Source organism: Winogradskyella psychrotolerans, from assembly GCF_018860545.1.
In the GTDB taxonomy this organism is placed as follows: domain Bacteria; phylum Bacteroidota; class Bacteroidia; order Flavobacteriales; family Flavobacteriaceae; genus Winogradskyella; species Winogradskyella psychrotolerans_A.
Map to the genome: position 1 here is coordinate 1 of NZ_JAHKPN010000003.1, position 18634 is coordinate 18634.

The 18634-nt window shown below is 34.4% G+C and carries 12 protein-coding genes; 3 read left to right on the forward strand and 9 right to left on the reverse strand.

Features of this window, described 5'->3' with window-relative positions; translation table 11 throughout:
* From KO515_RS01875 to KO515_RS01890, 4 genes are all read right to left on the reverse strand, one after another.
* The coding region (locus KO515_RS01875) for a hypothetical protein (RefSeq protein WP_215934688.1) at positions 1–847 on the reverse strand (847 nt) is incomplete at its 3' end.
* A 481-nt stretch (positions 848–1328) separates the two neighbouring features.
* Positions 1329–1943 carry a response regulator transcription factor gene (locus KO515_RS01880; protein WP_215934689.1) on the reverse strand — a complete coding sequence of 205 codons (615 nt, stop codon included), beginning with the start codon at positions 1941–1943 and terminating at the stop codon, positions 1329–1331.
* Between the two features lie 173 nt (positions 1944–2116).
* Positions 2117–4528 (reverse strand): T9SS type A sorting domain-containing protein, encoded by a 2412-nt coding sequence (locus KO515_RS01885; RefSeq protein WP_215934690.1) that lies wholly within the window; start codon positions 4526–4528, stop codon positions 2117–2119.
* 204 nt (positions 4529–4732) lie between these two features.
* Positions 4733–6484 (reverse strand): histidine kinase dimerization/phosphoacceptor domain -containing protein, encoded by a 1752-nt coding sequence (locus tag KO515_RS01890; RefSeq protein WP_215934691.1) that lies wholly within the window; start codon positions 6482–6484, stop codon positions 4733–4735.
* A gap of 116 nt (positions 6485–6600) precedes the next feature.
* Here KO515_RS01890 and KO515_RS01895 point away from each other — a divergent pair, with 116 nt between their 5' ends.
* Positions 6601–7530: an isoaspartyl peptidase/L-asparaginase family protein gene (locus KO515_RS01895; RefSeq protein WP_215934692.1), complete on the forward strand. Its 930-nt coding sequence runs from the start codon at positions 6601–6603 to the stop codon at positions 7528–7530.
* Positions 7531–8195: 665 nt separating this feature from the next.
* Here the strand turns inward: KO515_RS01895 and KO515_RS01900 are convergent.
* Positions 8196–9059 (reverse strand): cyanophycinase, encoded by an 864-nt coding sequence (locus KO515_RS01900; RefSeq protein WP_215934693.1) that lies wholly within the window; start codon positions 9057–9059, stop codon positions 8196–8198.
* 97 nt (positions 9060–9156) lie between these two features.
* Here KO515_RS01900 and cphA point away from each other — a divergent pair, with 97 nt between their 5' ends.
* Complete coding sequence (cphA, locus tag KO515_RS01905) at positions 9157–11799, forward strand: cyanophycin synthetase (protein WP_215934694.1); 2643 nt, start codon at positions 9157–9159, stop codon at positions 11797–11799.
* A gap of 91 nt (positions 11800–11890) precedes the next feature.
* On the opposite strand, the gene KO515_RS01910 is transcribed toward cphA, so the two are convergent.
* On the reverse strand, positions 11891–12151 hold the full coding sequence (locus KO515_RS01910; RefSeq protein ID WP_215934695.1) for a hypothetical protein: 261 nt from the start codon (positions 12149–12151) through the stop codon (positions 11891–11893).
* Positions 12152–12822: 671 nt separating this feature from the next.
* Complete coding sequence (locus tag KO515_RS01915; protein WP_215934696.1) at positions 12823–13083, reverse strand: hypothetical protein; 261 nt, start codon at positions 13081–13083, stop codon at positions 12823–12825.
* Between the two features lie 277 nt (positions 13084–13360).
* Between KO515_RS01915 and KO515_RS01920 the strand changes: the two genes are divergently transcribed.
* Complete coding sequence (locus tag KO515_RS01920; RefSeq protein ID WP_215934697.1) at positions 13361–14773, forward strand: aldehyde dehydrogenase family protein; 1413 nt, start codon at positions 13361–13363, stop codon at positions 14771–14773.
* A 66-nt stretch (positions 14774–14839) separates the two neighbouring features.
* Here KO515_RS01920 and KO515_RS01925 read toward each other — a convergent pair whose 3' ends face one another.
* Positions 14840–15943 (reverse strand): phage tail protein, encoded by a 1104-nt coding sequence (locus tag KO515_RS01925; RefSeq protein ID WP_215934698.1) that lies wholly within the window; start codon positions 15941–15943, stop codon positions 14840–14842.
* A gap of 24 nt (positions 15944–15967) precedes the next feature.
* On the reverse strand, positions 15968–18628 hold the full coding sequence (locus KO515_RS01930) for a leucine-rich repeat domain-containing protein (RefSeq protein WP_215934699.1): 2661 nt from the start codon (positions 18626–18628) through the stop codon (positions 15968–15970).
* Positions 18629–18634 lie beyond the last annotated feature (6 nt).

Consider the following 18634-nt stretch of genomic DNA (forward strand, 5'->3'; position numbering starts at 1 on the left):
TCACTGCAATGTTTTCTGCAGAAGCACAATCGTCATTAGATACTGCTTCGAACGCTTGAATTGTGAAGGTTCTATAAGTAGCATTGTCTGCATTTGCTAAAGTTCTAAATAGACGCAATTTGTAATTGGTTGTTGCGGTAAGGTCTGTAAATAACTGATTGTCGGATCCGCATTGTAATTGTGTACCTCCACAAGTATCATATAAAGCAAAATTGTTCCAGCCAATGGTGCCATCGACGTAAAGATTTCCATTTACCGGCATGGTAAAATCGTACCAGATATCGGCATAGTCGTTGGTGGTTTCAGCACAGCCTATTTCATTATTAATAGCAGCTCCTGCAATGTCAAAATTAACCGTAGACGCTGATGTTGTCACTGCAATGTTTTCTGCAGAAGCACAATCGTCATTAGAAACCGCTTCGAACGCTTGAATGGTGAACGTTCTGTAACTGTTATTATCTGCATTTGCTTCCGTTCTAAATAGACGCAATTTGTAATTGGTTGTTGCGGTAAGGTTTGTAAATAATTGATTGTCGGATCCACATTGTAATTGTGTACCTCCACAAGTATCGTATAAAGCGAAATTGTTCCAGCCAATGGTGCCATCGACGTAAAGATTTCCGTTTACCGGCATGGTGATATTGTACCAAATATCAGCATAGTTGCTAGTGGTTTCGGCACAACCCGTTTCATTAGTAATAGTCGCTTCAGCAATTTCAAAATTAACAGTAGACGCTGTTGTTGTCACTGCAATGGTTTCTGCGGAAGCGCAATCGTCATTAGCTGGTTGTGCTAATGTAATTTGAGTTAACAAAATTGTAGTTAATAAAAAGTAAAGTTTTTTCATAATTGACATGGTTAAAGTATTAAATATAAGTATTTTATGTTTAAATACAATAAATTATGAAACACAAATGCTCATTTTTTTTACTATGTATTTCATTACGTGTGTGCGTATCATTTTTTACCCTTATTGTTTTATTGAAAGCGTATTCATGACAACGTCTACTGAATTAGTAAAAAAGGCCGAAGTATAATACTCCGACCTTTTAGAATTACTGAACTTAAATAAACCTATTGATGTTAATTGTTTGATTTTGTTTGAGATACAAATATATTGTAAGTTTTAATGTCTCGTCTCACCCATTTGGGTGATATTATGATGGCTAGAGTCGTTTGCATCATTAAATTTAGAAAATTCTTATGAAACGATTTTAAACTTTGAAGGTATAAAAGCGTTGCGTCGACAAACATTTTAAAATGGGCTATTATGATGCATCATTAATTTAACGCCAATGAATATAAGTTTCTTAATGAGATCGCAGTCCTTAATTAAGAAGTGTTCTTATTTTTACAATAACTTCGGAACGTGAGTGTACATCTAGTTTTTCGTAAATGTTTTTAATGTGTGTTTTAATAGTGTTGATACTTACAAAATGGGCTTCTGCCATTTGATTGTTCGTTTTACCTTGATAGATGTCCTTTAAAACCTCAAATTCTTTTTGAGTAATTGTATTAGGAATGGCATTATTAATTAATGCGATATGTAAAGCCTCCGTTTTATTAAATTGGTAATAGTTTGACACCGCTATTTCTATGGCAGAAAATAAATCAGATTCATCAAAAGGTTTTACAATGTAACCCATAGGAAGGGTGTGTTTTACCTTGTCTAAAATTTCCCTATTAGAATAGGATGTAAGGTATAAAAATGGAATTTGAAATTCAGTATTAATCGTTTCAGCGATTACAATGCCATCTAGGTTGTCACCAAGATTTATGTCGAGTAAAGCGATGTCTGGAGAGGTTGCTTCAAGAGCCTTAATAGCATCATTTTTATTATGAGCAACACCTACCACTTCATAATTTACATTGGTCAGTGCTTCTCTAATATCTTCGGCAATAAAAGGGTCATCTTCAACAACAAGTACATGGATTTTACTCATACGTTTTTCTTTAAAGTGTAAAGATATAAAAGGGTTTTATATCTTAGGTTGTTGAATAACAAAAGCTTTAGGATTAATTGTACCGTCTGTAGTTCTTCATTTATATATAAAATCATGTCTTGTTTAAACAGGTGTAAAAGTTAAACAAGACATGATTTTTTAAAGGGTATTAATTATTTTACAATCAATTTCTTAACAGTTTGTGTTTGGTCACTAGCAATATTTAACAGATATAAACCTGGTTGTAAACTGCTAATATTGATCTCAGTTGAATGTGTTGCTTTTAATACAGATTTACCTGAGACATCAAACACTTCAATTTTTGTGATGGGTTGTGTTGAAGTCACATTAATAATATCTGTAGCTGGGTTAGGGTATAGTTGAAATGACAAGGATTCTTTGTGTTCTTCTAACCCTAGCGCTTCACAGCTTTCATTATAAGTTGTGGTAGCATCTTCTAGCCAACTAGTTGGTGGTGTAAATCCTGTATCTATTTGTACACAGCTAAGACCTGAGTTTCCTGTGATATTAAAATAAGTGAAATTAGAATTATTTCCGTTGGCAACATTTAGATTGGTAAGCGCATTATCTGTAGCAATAATATAGGTTAATTCAGAATTAAGAGACAGGTCTAAACTTGTTATTTGGTTATTGAATAAGCCAATGGTGGTTAAAGCTAAATTATTAGATAAATCTAAGTTAGTTAAGTTGTTAGAACGCGCCCTAAGATTTGTTAAAGCTGTATTGTTAGATAGATCTAGGCTAGTTAGATCGTTAAAAAAACATTCAAGATTAGTTAACGCTGTGTTTTGAGACAGATTTAAAGTTGTTAAGTCATTATTATCACATCTAATAGATGTTAAAGTTGTAATGTTGGAGACATCTAAAGATGTTAAATCGTTAACAGAACAAATAAGCTCTGTTAAAGCTGTAAAATCTTCAATACCTGTTAAGTCTAAAATATTTTTGCCTGTTACATTTAAGCTAGTTAGCGTATTAATGTTTTCTGTTAGAACAAAACCGTTTGGTGTTCCTGTATCATGCCCTAAATCTATTAATGCTTGTTCAAAATTAGTGTCAGGAATTATAGTAAGTTCATTACAATTATCTCCATAAGCTGATGTACTGTCTATGGCCCAATTTGTTGGTGGCGTAAATGCAGCATCTACTTGTATACAGTATAGGCTTGGGTTATTTGTAGCGTCAAAATACGTAATGTTACTATTGTTTCCATTAGCGACATTTAAGTTGCTTAAAGTATTGTCGTAACAAGAAAGGGTATTTAAAACTGAATTATTAGATAGATCTAAATTGGTTAAGCTATTATTGCCACAATAAAGACTTTCTAACGCTGTATTGTTAGAAACATCTAAAGTTGTTAAGTTGTTGTTCCCACAATTAATAATTGTTAAAGCTGTATTGTTAGAAACATTTAAAGTTGTTACGTTGTTACTTCCACATCTAAATTCTGTTAAAGCTGTATTATTAGAAACATCTAAAGTTGTTAAACCGTTGCTACTAATAAGAAATTCTGTTAAAGCTGTATTGTTAGTTACATCTATAGTTGTTAAAGCATTCCCACCAAGATTAAGCTCTATTAAAGCAGTATTATTAGATATATCTATAGTAGTTATATTGTTATTAGAAGATCTAAGTCTTTCTAACGCTGTGTTATTAGATAGATCTAAAGTTGTTATGTCATTATATTCACAGGTAAGTATTTTTAAAGCTACAAAATCTTCAATACCGGTTAAGTCAGCGATACCTTTATTAGCTATATTTATATTTACAATACCATTTATATTTGCTGTAAGCACGTAATCATCTAACACATCATCCCATCCACTGTCGATACAGTATTGTTCAAAATTATCATCTGGCACATAGGTGGTAGGCTCTGGGATAACGATACTACAGTCTTCGCTATAATCTGTATAGCTGTTTTTTGTCCAACCCCCTGCGGCTTCAGGATCAAATCCAGCATCTATTTGTATACACGTTAAGTCGTTGTTATTTATTACGTTAAAATAAGTAATATTGCTATTGTTACCATTAGCTACGTTTAACTCGGTTAAATCGTTATTGGTAACCAATAGTTGTATTAAAGCGGTATTATTAGATACATCTAAAGAGGTTAAATTGTTCTCATTAAAAGCAATTTTTTCTAAAGCTGTATAGTTAGATACATCTAAAGTTGGTAAATCGTTATATGAGGCATTAAGGTCTATTAAAGTATTACTATTAGGTAGAATTAAAGCGGTTAAATCGTTAGTGTTGCACCAAAGTAGTGTTAAAGCTGTGTTGCTGGATAGATCTAAAGAGGTTAAATTATTTAATTGACATTTAAGCTCTGTTAAAGCTGTAAAACCTTCAATACCTGTTAAGTCAGCGATTCCTTCACTTCCTATAGCTAACTCAGTAACACTACTTATATTTGCAGTAAGTACGTAATCGTCTAACACGTCATCCAGTCCCATGTCTATTAATCGTTGTTCAAAATTATCATCTGGCACATAGGTGGTTTGTGCAATTGCAGGTAAACTAATTAAAGTTAGTAATACTAATAAAGGTAATTTTTTAATCATAATAGAAAATAGTGTTAAGTGAGTATTCTTAATAAAAAGCAAAGCTAATTAGAGATTTATACCTATGGCTCACCTATTTAGGTGATTTTGTAAGAAAATAGTTGATATGAAGTGTAATCTACCTTGTTAGATCTTTGAAACAGATGCTAATAGGTGAAAGAAGTTGCGTTAGTAGGTGTAATTTATAGACGTGAGTTTTCTAAATTAATTAGGCGTTATATTAGGAATGTCTAAGTGTATTTCTGTGCCTTGTTTTGAAGAATTAATACGTAAATCGGCTTTTAATTTATCGCTAAATGCTTTGATGAGTCTAAAGCCTAGACTAGAAATCTGGTTGATGTCAAACCCTTCAGGTAAGCCTTTGCCGTTATCTGTAACAACTAGAGTTAATGAATTGTTTTTATGTTTTAAATGGATGTCTATAGTTCCTGAGTCTTGTTCCGTAAACGCATATTTTAGTGCATTGCTTATAAGCTCGTTAATGACAAGGCCTAAAGGGATAATAGTATCAATATCTAGTTTTATAGTATCGACATCTAAATTGAGTTGAATAGGTTTGTTTTCAGTTTGATAATTTTTAACCAGACTATTAGCTAATTTTTTAACGTAATCGTTAATTTGAACTCCAATAAGATCTGTGTCTTGATATAGGTTTTGATGAATAAGCGCCATGGCTTTTACACGATCTCTACCTTCTTGCATCGCTTGAGACGCTTTGACGTCGCTTATTTGACGTTGCTGTAAACTTAATAAAGACGAAATAACTTGTAAGTTATTTTTAACGCGATGGTGAATTTCTTTGAGTAGAAAGTTTTTATCCTCCACAGTGCTTTCTAAAAGTGTTTTTTGTTTATCTAGTAAACGATTTTTTTTGCGATTTTTTATGTAATAAAATGTGACTAAAGTGAGTAAAATCCCGAGGAAAATTAAACTAATAATAAATAGTTTTTCGTTAAATGTTTTGTTCTCTAGTTCGCGATTGGTTTTTTCCGTTTGATATTTCGTTTCTAAATCATAAACAGTTTGGTCGCGTTGCTTTTCTTTGATTTCAACAAAAATAGCGTGATATTTTTGTTGGTAGTCAGCTGCGATTTTGAAATCTTCAAAGGCATAAAAATATTTTGAAAGTGCATCATATAAATGACTTTTATTTCTTAGCGAACTAATACGTTCAGCTTCAGCAACGGCTCGTTTTATTTTGGGTTGCATCCCTATAGAATCTTTTAAAGCTGCTTTAGCTTCTAATAAATACATAAGGTTTGTTTCCGAATCTTTATTGTCAGGGTGTACTACAACCGCTTTTTCTAAGTAAGAAATGGCTTCTTTATAGTGTTGTTGCCTTATTAATAAGTTTCCAAGATTGGCGTAGATGTTGTAATCGATATAACGATTAACATCAATATCTAAGCCTTGAAGTAATGTTGCCTTAGCCTTGTCATATTCCTCTAATGATGAATAAATAGAGCCTATATTAACTAAGCATCTTTTTTGAAGAATAGCATCGTTATCATTGGTTGCTCTTTCATAAGCAATGTTGTAATACTCTAATGCTTTTTCATAATTGTCTGAGGTGTGAAACATAATACCTAGAGAATGATAAAGTGATGAGGCATAAGTAAGGTTGTTTTCTTCACAAAATTTTATGCCTTCAAAATAAAATTTACTGGCTAAATCGTAATTTCCTGTTACGATTTCATGATATAGGCCTTGACTTTCAATGGCCAATGCTTCACCATAAGGGTAGTTGTTTTTTCTAGAAAATTGTAATGCTTTTTTGGCGTAAATTAAGGCACTGTCATTTTCACGTATGGTGTACTCCCAGGCCTTGTCTATATAATTTTGGACGGTTTTCTTGTTAAATTGACTTGGATGTTGTTCGGTCTGATACTCAAAACCACGAGCCTTATTTAGGACTAAAAAAACGAATACAATAGATAAGTATAGAAGTTGTTTCAAATCTGTGGTTGATTTAGACCAACAATATACTGCTTTTTAAAAAAATAAAAATTACTTCTAATAGGATCCATTTAAAATCTAGATGTATTTTTGATGTCTAAACATTGCAATGATACATGAGCAGATTTTCAATAGCCATACATGGTGGAGCAGGAACATTAGTTAAAGGGATGATGACACCAGAATTGGAATCTAAATACAGACGTGATTTAAAAGCAGCACTAGATAAAGGCTATGCCGTTTTAGCTGAAGGCGGATCAGCGACTGATGCTGTTGAGGTTGCTGTTCAAATTTTAGAAAATTCCCCATTATTTAATGCAGGAAAAGGCGCTGTATTTACAGCCACCGAAACGCACGAAATGGATGCGAGTATTATGGATGGTAAAACCTTAAATGCTGGTGGTGTGAGTTTAATTACAGGAATTAAAAACCCGGTGTCTTTGGCTCGTGATGTCATGGAAAAAAGTGAACATGTATTTTTAGCAGGAGAGGGAGCCATGCAGTTTGCGAAGGAATTGGATTATAAGCTAGAAGATGCAAGCTATTTTTATGATGAATTCAGACATCAACAATGGTTAGATATTAAAGATACCGACAGTTTTCAGTTGGATCATTCTACAAAAAAGGATTCAAAATTCGGAACCGTTGGAGCGGTCGCTTGCGACCAAGATGGCAATATTGCAGCGGCAACATCTACAGGAGGCATGACGAATAAGAAATGGGGACGGGTAGGGGATTCCCCTATGATTGGTGCTGGGAATTACGCCAACAATAAAACCTGTGCAATCAGTTGTACTGGAAGTGGTGAGTTTTTTATAAGGGGAGTTGTAGCTTACGATGTAGCTTGTTTAATGGAACATAAAGGCATGTCTGTAGAAGATGCCTCAAACGAAGTGATTCATAAACGTATTCTAGACATTGGTGGTGATGGTGGCTTAATTGCTGTGGATACGAAAGGGAACATTGCGATGCCTTTTAATACGGAAGGGATGTATCGCGGACAGAAATCTTCTGATGGGATTGACGAAGTTGCTATTTATGGGTAGGATTGTGAGGTTGTGAAGTTGCAGATTTTCAGAGCTTTAAAGTAGCAAAGTAGCAAAGTAGCAAAGTATCAAAGTATCAAAGTATCAAAGTATCAAAGTATCAAAGTATCAAAGTAGCAAAGTCTCAGAGTCTCTAAGGGTTAAGATGTCGCTTCTAATGGGTATTTATGTAGGTTTATGAAATTTGTGTGATGTTCTCGCAAAAGCGCAAAGACGCAAAGTGTAGTTCCTTGTTGTTTAGTTTTGTTCTTGAGATCTTTCGCTCTGTGCATCTCCGTGTTAGCTCTGTGTATCTCTGAGTAATAATTACACGCAAAGGCGCTAAGGCGCTCAGGTGCGAAGTGTAGTTGCTTTTTGTTTAGTTTTGTTCTTGAGATCTTTCGCTCTGTGTATCTCTGTGCAAGCTCTGTGTATCTCTGTGTAATAATTTCACGCAAAGGCGCAAAGGCGCAAAGGCGCAAAGGCGCAAAGGTGCGAAGTGTGGTTGCTTGTTGTTTAGTTTTGTTTTTGAGATCTTTCGCTCTGTCTGTCTCCGTGCAACCTATGTGTATCTCTGGGTAATAATTTCACGCAAAGGCTTAAGATGCGAGTATTATTAGATGAAACGTTTTTATTAATCCGTAAGATCTAGTATATAGTCATGAGATTCCTGCGTTCGCAGGAATTTAGATGAAAGGAGCTTCAATAGGTAACACCTTTACTTTTCGAGTTTTAATATTGTATTCATCGCCATTAGATAAAACATGGATGGTAAGATTTGCCATCGTCATTGGAGTGCCTTCTTCTAGGATTTTTTCGTTGTTATGGGTTAGGGTACTTCCATCAAAAACAATCACCATTCCAGAGCCAATAACCGTGCAATCGTTTCCGTTTTTAATAATCATGCCAGTATCTTCTGCCAATCCAAATCCTATTAGATTCGGGAATTTTGCCACCGCTTCACTCTGTCTTCCAAAGCGACCACGACGAATAAAATGGGTATCTATGATTAATTCAGGAATCAAGCCTAAACCTTTATACATATTAACAGCACCTTTAATAAAGGATTCCGAAGCACTTCCGCCTGCAATCATTTCGTTGGCCATGGCCATAGCGCCAGCACTGGTACCTGCGATAACAAAACCAGCTTCATTAACGAAGCGTTCCGCTAAAATGGTGTGGATGATAGTCCCGCCAATTTTATCGGTAATCTTAGATTGGTCACCACCAGAAAACATCACGCAATCCGCATTTTTAATCAGCTGAATGGCATGTTCAGTTTCAGAATCTTCTCTCGAACGAATGTCTAAAACGTCCACATTTTTGCAGCCTAAAGTATCAAATGCGGTTAAGTAATTTTCACCCACTTCAAACGGAATACTTGAGGCCGTAGGCACCACAACAATTTGAGCATCTACACCACCAGCTTCTTTTACCACATGGTATAAAATCCCTTCATCAATAAATTCTAAGGTGTAAATTTCACTTTCCTCTATACCTTTATCTTCGTTTCCTCCAATAGGTATTAGGGTCCCTTTAATCTTCTGCATAATTTTCATCTAAAAATATAGGGCAAAAATAAGCCAATTTTTTTAGTGAAAAATACTATATTTAGAATCTTTCACTAACTAAAACAAACCAACCAACATGAAAATACGCGAAATCAATGCGATGAGAGGCCCTAATTATTGGTCTGTAAGACGACATAAATTAATAGTAATGGTTCTCGATCTCGAAGAGATGGAGGAGTTGCCTTCTAATAAAATTGAAGGATTCCCAGAACGATTAAAAGCTATGTTTCCAAGTATGTATTCCCATCGTTGTTCTGAAGGTTGTGAAGGTGGATTTTTTATGCGTGTGGATGATGGGACTTGGATGGGTCATATTATTGAGCATATTGCTTTAGAAATCCAGACCCTTGCAGGTATGGACACAGGCTTTGGAAGAACCAGAGGTTATGGCGAGCATGGAGTTTACAGTGTGGTGTTTTCATATATGGAAGAATCCGTTGGACGATTTGCAGCGAAAGCAGCCGTTAGAATTTGTGAAGCCTTAATTGCAGGTGAAGCCTATGATATGTCTGATGATATTCAGGAAATGCGGGAATTGCGTGAAGCCGATCGTTTAGGACCAAGTACAGGATCTATTGTTGAAGAAGCTGAAGCACGAGGAATTCCTTGGATTCGATTAAATAAATATTCACTCTGTCAATTAGGTTATGGAGCGAACCAAAAACGTATTCAAGCCACTGTAACTTCTGAAACGAGTAGTATTGGTGTAGAATTGGCCTGTGATAAAGAAGATACCAAGTATTTATTAGAACAAGCTGAGGTTGAGGTGCCTCGTGGAGATATTATTAGAAGAGAACGCAGTTTAGAAGAGGCTTGCCGTTATGTAGGTTACCCTTTGGTGATTAAACCTATTGATGGCAATCATGGTCGTGGTATTACTGTAGATATTCAAAATTATGATGATGCTTTGGCGGCTTTTCATCATGCCAAAGCGAGTTCTAAAAGTGGAGCTATTATTGTCGAAAAGTTTATTGTTGGGGAAGATTACAGGTTACTAGTTATTAATAATAAGTTAGTCGCCGGAGCCATTAGAACTCCTGCCCATGTGATTGGAGATGGCTCATCTACAGTTCAAGAATTAATAGATAACGTGAATAGTGATCCGCGTCGTGGTTTTGGACATGAAAATGTATTGACAAAAATCACTACAAACGAATTAACACAGACCATTATTAAAGATGCAGGATATACTTTAGATTCCGTGATTCCTGAAGGTGAGCGTTTAATATTAAAAGACACCGCCAATTTAAGTACAGGCGGAACCGCTGAAGATATCACGGACATTATACATCCGGCAAACGTGAGCATGGCAGAGCGTATTTCTAAAATTATAGATTTAGATATCTGTGGTATTGATATTATGACGACTGATATTTCGCAGCCCTTATCGGAAACCGGAGGAGCTGTCTTGGAAGTTAATGCAGGTCCAGGATTTAGAATGCACTTGGCTCCAACATCTGGATTGCCAAGAAATGTAGCCGCTCCAGTGATTGATAAATTATTTCCTCAAAAAGGAGATACAGGTCGTATTCCTATTATCGCGATTACAGGAACCAATGGCAAAACAACCACCTCTAGATTAATGGCTCATATTGCCAAAATGAATGGGTATCGTGTGGGGTATACTACCAGTGATGGTGTGTATATTCAGAATCGCTTATTAATGACGGGTGATTGTACAGGGCCTGCAAGTGCAGAATTTGTATTAAAAGATCCGACGGTGAATTTTGCGGTTTTAGAATGTGCACGAGGCGGTTTATTAAGAGCAGGTTTAGGCTTTAAAAAATGTGATGTGGCTATTGTAACCAATGTTGCAGCAGATCATTTAGGTTTAAAAGGTATTCATACCATCGATCAATTGGCCAAAGTCAAAGGAGTTGTACCAGAAACCGTGTTACCAGATGGCTATGCGATTTTAAATGCCGATGATGATTTGGTTTATGATATGCGTAGAAGTGTAGATTGTAATGTGGCTTTATTTTCTATGGATGAAAATAATCCTAGAATAAAAGCTTTACAACGTCTTAATGGGATTACAGCAATCTACGAAAATGGTTATGTGACTATTTGTAGAGGGGAATGGAAAATGCGCTTAATGAAAGCAGAAAACATTCCGTTGACTTATGGTGGGAAAGCTAAATTCATGATTCAAAATGTGCTGGCTGCAATTTTAGGAGCGCATGTGCACGGTATTAGTATTGAAGATATGAAAGCAGGATTAGAAACGTTTATTCCTTCAGCTTCACAGACACCTGGTCGTTTGAATTTATTTAAGTTTAAAGATTTCTCTATCCTATTAGATTATGCTCATAATCCTGCAGGAATGCGGGCTTTACAAGCCTTTACAAACGAACTTGATGCGACCGTAAAAGTCGGAATTATTGCAGGTATTGGTGACAGACGTGTAGAAGATAATAACGAAATGGGAGCGATTGCAGCAGACATGTTTGATGAAATTATTATTAGACAAGACAAACGTTTAAGAGGTAAAACAGAACAAGAGCTCATTAAGATGCTCGATGATGGGATTAAAAAACGAGATCCTAATAAGAAGACGACTATAATTCCTTCGGAGAAAGAAGCAATTAAATATGCCGTAAAGAATGCGGTAAAAGGCTCATTGATTGTTTTATGTAGTGATGTGATTCCAGATGCTTTAGAATTGGTGAAGAAATTTAAAGAGCAAGAAGCGAATGGAGAACTCAATTATGCGGATTAGTACTTTTGGAACAGTTTAAAACAGTAAAAGCCGAAACGTGAGTTTCGGCTTTTTTTATATATGGTTAATAGCGGGTAATCTTTTTAATGACCTAACAAAGCTTTTTAGTCTTCACTCTAATTTGAAGACTTTTTCTAAACGTTTTAATACTGATAATTTCAGTATTCTTTTTACGATTCATTCTTAAAACCTTAGCTTTAATTTCAGAAGAAATAGCAGCGTCGCTAGATTCAGCTTTTACGGTTTTAGAGGTTTCAACAACTTCAGTTTCATTATTAACGATGACGTCTTGTTGTGCGAAACTTGCTAAAGACATTGTTAAAAATAATATGATGAATACACCTTTTTTCATAATCGTAAGAAGCTATGTTTGTTTTAACTTCGAGTCAAAGAAACACAAGATATCTCATGTGAATTAAATTTTTAGATGAAGCATATCGATAAACGGTTAAGTGGTAAGTGCTAACAAAAAGCACCGATGAAATACACTATTTGCGTCGGTAGCCCTTTAAATAGGTTAGTTTTTAGGGTGAATGTTATTTTTTAAAAGATTAAAAACACTTCTGGTTGGGTTTTATCGATGAAATGCATAAAATATGCTTGAAGCGCCTATAAACACTTTAATATTCTATCTAAATTTAGGAATTCCGAATATTATGAAATGTTTAAAGGATAAATCAAAAATCTATATGCTATTGGCTACTACAGATCCACTGAACAACTAAAACGGTCATCAAACTTAAGGCTAGTATTGAATCCTTTTTAAAGTTAACATTCAAGCCGCATGACCTCGAAGGTTATAATTTGATGCTCTAAGTTGAGTCTTGATGCTTTATAATTGATTGGGACGTTAGAGCTAAAAATGCTAATGCTAAATTGAATGATATGGACGAAAGCAACGGTTTTAAAATTGGAAACATTTGAAATCGTACTTAAAAAATTTCCAGCTAAAAACAAGAAAGCCGAAACTCACGTTCCGGCTTTCTTTAATAATATATGGTTAATAGCATTTCTTATAGTATTCTAACAAAGCTTTTTAGTCTTCACTCTAATTTGAAGACTTTTTCTAAACGTTTTGATACTGATAATTTCATTATTCTTTTTACGATTCATTTTTAAAACCTTAGCTTTAACTTCAGAAGAAATAGCAGCGTCGCTAGATTCAGATTTTACAGTTTTAGAGGTTTCAACAACTTCAGTTTCATTATTAACGATGACGTCTTGTTGTGCGAAACTTGCTAAAGACATTGTTAAAAATAATATGATGAATAAACCTTTTTTCATAATCGTAAGACGTTATTTTTGTTTTAACTTCGGGTCAAAGAAACGCAACATATCTTGTGTGAATGAAATTTTTAGATGAAGCATATCGATAAACTGTTAAGTGGTAAAGGGTAGTAAATAATATCGTTGAAATACGCAAAATGAGCTTGTAGCCCTTTAAATGCGTTGAGTTAGAAGTTGAACGACATTTTTTTTAAGATAAAAAACACTTTGAGATCCGTTTTGTCGATGAACTACGTAAAATGAGCTTGAAACACTTGTAAATAGAGAAATTATTATGGATGATTTTAGTAATAACCCTTATTATGACTTATTTTCAAAACAAAGCATAAATCAATATGCCGTAGGGAATCGTACTTATAAAGAAAGGCTTAAAACGTTAACTAACCTACAGCAGGCCATTGAGGGGACTTATAGAACTCAAATTCAAGACGCCTTGCATAAGGATTTAGGGAAACCAGTATTAGAAACTGAGCTCACTGAAATCTACGCCATTGTAGGTGATATAAAACATGCTAAAAAGCATCTGCGTCAATGGATGCGAAAGCAATCTGTTGAAACACCAATGGCTCTATTGGGTTCTAGTGCTTATATAAAGTATGAACCTAAAGGTGTGTGTTTACTTATATCTCCATGGAATTTTCCTTTCAATCTTACCTTTGGGCCTTTAGTCTCTGCAATTGCAGCTGGTAATACGGTTATTATTAAGCCTTCTGAGATGACACCAAACTCATCAGCATTAATGGCTAAGATTGTCGCAGATATTTTTCCTGAAGATGAAGTCGCCGTTCTACAAGGTGAAGTGGACGTTTCTACGCAATTACTAAAACTACCTTTTAACCATATCTTTTTTACAGGGTCTCCACAAGTGGGTAAGATTGTAATGAAAGCCGCATCGCAACATTTAGCTTCGGTAACCTTAGAATTAGGTGGGAAATCACCAACTATTATAGATCAAACAGCTAACATAGATAAAGCGGCTAAAAAAATAATGTGGGCGAAATTTCTGAACTGTGGACAAATTTGTGTGTCTCCAGATTATGTTTTAATAGATGAGCATGTAAAAGCACAATTTATAGACGCTTGCAAAAAATGGCTTCAAACGTTTTATAACGATAATCCTAAAGCCTCAGCGTCTTATGGTAGAATCGTTACTGATAAACACTTTGAACGTTTAAGTTCGTATTTAGACAATGCAAAAACATTAAATGCCAAATTTGAAGTTGGAGGAGACACCGATAGTACTTCAAAATATATAGCACCTACAATCATTTCCGATTTAAAACCAGAAGCTCAATTACTCGAAGATGAAATTTTCGGACCAATTTTACCGATTGTAACCTATGATAGTCTAGATATGGCCATGGCCTACATTAATTCTAAGCCGCGACCATTAGCGCTATATATTTACAGTAAAAGTAAAGCGAATACGAATACGATTTTAAATAACACTAGGGCAGGAGGGACGTGTATTAATAATAGTGTGCTCCATTATACCAATCATAATTTGCCGTTTGGAGGGGTTAATAATAGTGGTATTGGTAAAAGCCATGGGTTTTTTGGCTTTAAAGCGTTTAGTAATGAGCGTGCCGTGATGAAACAACACACGTTTGGGGTTACCGAGCTATTGTTTCCACCTTATTCGGGATTTAAAGAGAAGTTGGCACGATTGACTATTAAGTGGTTTTAGAAACTAAGAAAAGTTGCTACTTACATTGACTTTTTCAAGAACCATTGTGTCTTCAAGCAATTATTATTAATATTTAATACACCAAATAACAGATATATTAATTGGTCTACTTTCAGTGCTACCGGTATAAGATCCACCAGAACTAAAAGCATCTATATTAACATTGTGGATATGATCACCATTAGATGCAACATGTATTGTCGGAGTCGTTGAATGGTTATGACTACCTGTGCTAGGTGTGTTATAATTATCAGGTCCACTACCTGGTCTTATTAAAAAATATTGGGGTGCGAAAGTTGATGTCGAAAGTTGAAATTTACCTAATTCACCTTTTAATTGATGCATATGAGAACCTGTGGTCGTTGAAGTACTAGAGGAAGCAGTAGCTGTATGATTGTGATTTCCATTGGTGGTTGATTCTGTATTTGGTGGATCAATAGAATGAGTATGATCTGTAAAGGCATTGTCCTGTTGTGTACCTACAGCATCTCCAGTTGTTCCATCTCCTCTGTTATTTCTGGTTAAAGCGTTAGGGTCATTACCTGCAGCAGCATCATGACCTCTTAAGAATTTGCCTCGATAATCTGGTAGATTAAATGTTGTTGAACCATTTCCTTCTCCATAAGTAACACCAAGAACCGTAAATAGATCAGCATAGGTGGTTCGGCTTACGGCACTACCGTCGCAAACGAGATAACCCACAGGAGTTGCTGCCATAGGAAATGTAAAAATTGCACCAATCGGAATGGCGTCTTTGGTTTCATTAAGCAATCGATCCCAAGATAAACCATCATAAAAATAAAAACCTTTTACATCGTTTGTTTGGTATACCATAAGTCCTTCGGCAGGACTTATTATTGCTAAGCGATCTAAAGCAGTCATTCTTGGAATTAGTAGTCCTTTGTCATCTGATTCGACATCTAAAATACTTGATGCGTCGGGTGTTGTGGTGCCAATACCAACCTGTGCTTGTAATGAAATTGTAAATGATACTAAGATTGCTAAAGTGTAGAATAGGTATTTCATTGAATTGATTTTACAGTTGACATTAAAACCGTATCTAGTTAAGCGTAAAGTTTCTTGTTGTAATCCGCTTATTATAGTTTCGTTTAGTTCGGCTAAATAATATTTAATACTGTTGTAATAGGATGGTAATATTAATATCGCCAACCTATACAGTTTTAGCTTATAACTTTACTTACTTTTTTTAATAATCTTTTTGGTAATGACTCCGTTATCGCTAAAGATTTTAATTAAGAACATACCATCAGGTAGATTGCTAATATTAATGGTTTTAGTCTGGGATTTTTGCAATACTAATTGTCCTTGCAGATTGTAGAATTCTATTTTCGCTACACTTAACGGATAGTCAATGGTTATCACATTCGAAGCCGGATTTGGATAGACTTGAATGGAAGGCTTATTAAATGTGTCAATACTTAATGTTGCGCAATTTTCACTATAAAAGCTTTGTGTATCTATGTCGGTCCAATTCGCTGAGCTATACACTTCGTTATCTACATTTATGCAGGTTAGATTTTGGTTATTGTAAGTTCTAAACTCAAGTATGTTTATATTGTTTCCATTTTTAATATTTAAACTACTTAAGTTATTGTATTCTGTATGAAGCGTATTTAGCGCTGTATTTGATGATAGATCTAATTCTGTTAATTCATTAAAAGTACAGGATAAGATTTCTAATGCCGTATTATTGGTGACATCTAAGTTGGTTAGCTGGTTTCCTGCACAGGTTAATTGAATAAGGTTGATATTTTCTGTGAGGTCTAAGTTATGTAATAAGTTACCCGAAGATTTAAAAACAGTAAGGTCATTAAGGTCTGAAATATCAATATCATCTAATTGGTTGTTGCTGCAATCTACATAAGTTAATAATGGATTAACTCCAAAATTTAAACTTGTTAATTGATTACCTGTACATGTCAGAGTTTCTAAGGCTAAATTATTCGCAATACTTAAATTTGTTAATTGGTTGCTGCTGCAATCTAAATAATTGAGGCTACTATTGCTTGAAAGATCTATATCAGTAAGTTGATTATTTCTGATTGATAGTGATATTAAATTAGCATTATTAGAGAGGTTTATAGTTTCTAAGTTACTACTATTGGCATTTAATACCTCTAAACTTGGATTGTTGCTAAGGTCTAAACTCATTAGGCTGTTACCAGCGCATTGCAATTCTTCTAATTGTGTATTATTACTGATATCTAGACCTAACAAATTATTAGCTCTACAATCTAAAATCCTTAAAGCAGAATTTTCAGCTATATTGATGTTTGAAATGTAATTATTATAACATGTTAGAATTTCGAGATTAGTAAAGTCTTCAATTCCAGTGAGGTTTGTGATACCTTTAGATACCATACTCAGGTTCGTTATATTTTCTATTGAAGCCGTAGCAACAAAACCATCTACAGGTCCAGTATCGTGACTGAGGTTAATTAAAGCGAGTTCAAATTTATAATCTGGGATGTAAGTGATGTCATAAACACAATCTAAACTAAATCCTGATTGCGTATCAATAGCTGTCCAGTTGGTTGAAGAATAGGTGACATTATCAACTTCAATACAGTCTAAGCCAGGATTGTTGGTGGCATCAAATAAAGTAAAATTACTGTTGTTCCCATTATTAACTTTTAGAATTCTTATCGCATTGTCCGCACAATTTAATTCCGTTAAATTAGAATGTTCAGAAAGATCTAAGTACTGTAAACTATTGTTGTTTATGATTAAGCTTTCTAAGTTATTTAAGGGGCTAATATCTATGTAAGATATAATATTATTTGAAAGATTAAGGGTTTCTAGATTTAAAAAAGCTTCAATTCCGGTAAGATCAGAAATACTTTCATTAGTTAGCATTAAATCTGTAATAGTATTAATATTATCAGTAAACACATAATTATCTAAAGTGCCTGAATCGTAGCCTAAATCTATAAGGGCTTGTTCAAAATTATCATCGGGTACATACGTGATTGTAGAGCAATTTTCGCTAAAAATAGTTTGTGCTTCAATAGAGGTCCAGTTTGTTTGGCTATAGTTTACATCATCTACACTTATACAACTTAAATTAGAATTATTGCTGGCGTCGAAATAAGTGATGTTGGTATTGTTTCCATTTTTTAGGTTTAATTCTATTAAATGATTGTTATTGCAGCCTAGATTTTCTAAAGCAATTAGCGTACTTAAATCTAATGTAGAAAGATTATTGTTGTAACAATATAAAGTAGATAGATTAGTATTAACGTCTACATTCAACTCCGTTAAAAAATTTTGAGCACAATGAAGTTCTACAAGGTTTGTATTGTTAGATACATTCAGCGTTGTTAAATTGTTTTGGAAGCAATGTAAAGTTTCTAAATTGCTATTAGCAGAAACATTAAGTAAAGTTATATTATTAGCATTACAAAACACACTAGTCAAATCCGTATTTGTTGATAGGTCTAAGGCATTTAGGGAATTACCACCACAATTAAGATATTGCAAATTAACATTAGTGCTAAGGTCTAAATTTGTTATATAATTTGCACTACAATACAATGTAAGTAATGCTGTATTGGCAGTTAAGTTTAGGCTGGTTAAATTATTTCCTTGGCAACTTAAAGATGTAATGTTAGTAAAAGCCTCAATACCAGTTAGGTTTGAAATGTTTTTAGATACCACAGAAAGCGAGATTACAGCTTCAGCATCACTATTTAAAATATTACCGTTTAAGCCATTAGTGTCTATGTTAGCATCTACTAAGGCTTGTTCAAAATTAACATCTGGTATTGCCGTAGTTTGTGAATGACCAATGAAAGTAAATAGGACAATTACAAAGGTTATGATGGGTGTTCTCATAATATT

What these genes read in the sequence shown, in the direction of transcription:
- KO515_RS01885 (WP_215934690.1), bottom strand. Translation starts at nt 4,528, where the DNA reads ATGATTAAAAAATTACCTTTATTAGTATTACTAACTTTAATTAGTTTA.
- KO515_RS01895 (WP_215934692.1), top strand. Translation starts at nt 6,601, where the DNA reads ATGAGCAGATTTTCAATAGCCATACATGGTGGAGCAGGAACATTAGTT.
- KO515_RS01900 (WP_215934693.1), bottom strand. Translation starts at nt 9,059, where the DNA reads ATGCAGAAGATTAAAGGGACCCTAATACCTATTGGAGGAAACGAAGAT.
- cphA (WP_215934694.1), top strand. Translation starts at nt 9,157, where the DNA reads ATGAAAATACGCGAAATCAATGCGATGAGAGGCCCTAATTATTGGTCT.
- KO515_RS01930 (WP_215934699.1), bottom strand. Translation starts at nt 18,628, where the DNA reads ATGAGAACACCCATCATAACCTTTGTAATTGTCCTATTTACTTTCATT.
- KO515_RS01880 (WP_215934689.1), bottom strand. Translation starts at nt 1,943, where the DNA reads ATGAGTAAAATCCATGTACTTGTTGTTGAAGATGACCCTTTTATTGCC.
- KO515_RS01915 (WP_215934696.1), bottom strand. Translation starts at nt 13,083, where the DNA reads ATGAAAAAAGGTTTATTCATCATATTATTTTTAACAATGTCTTTAGCA.
- KO515_RS01920 (WP_215934697.1), top strand. Translation starts at nt 13,361, where the DNA reads ATGGATGATTTTAGTAATAACCCTTATTATGACTTATTTTCAAAACAA.
- KO515_RS01910 (WP_215934695.1), bottom strand. Translation starts at nt 12,151, where the DNA reads ATGAAAAAAGGTGTATTCATCATATTATTTTTAACAATGTCTTTAGCA.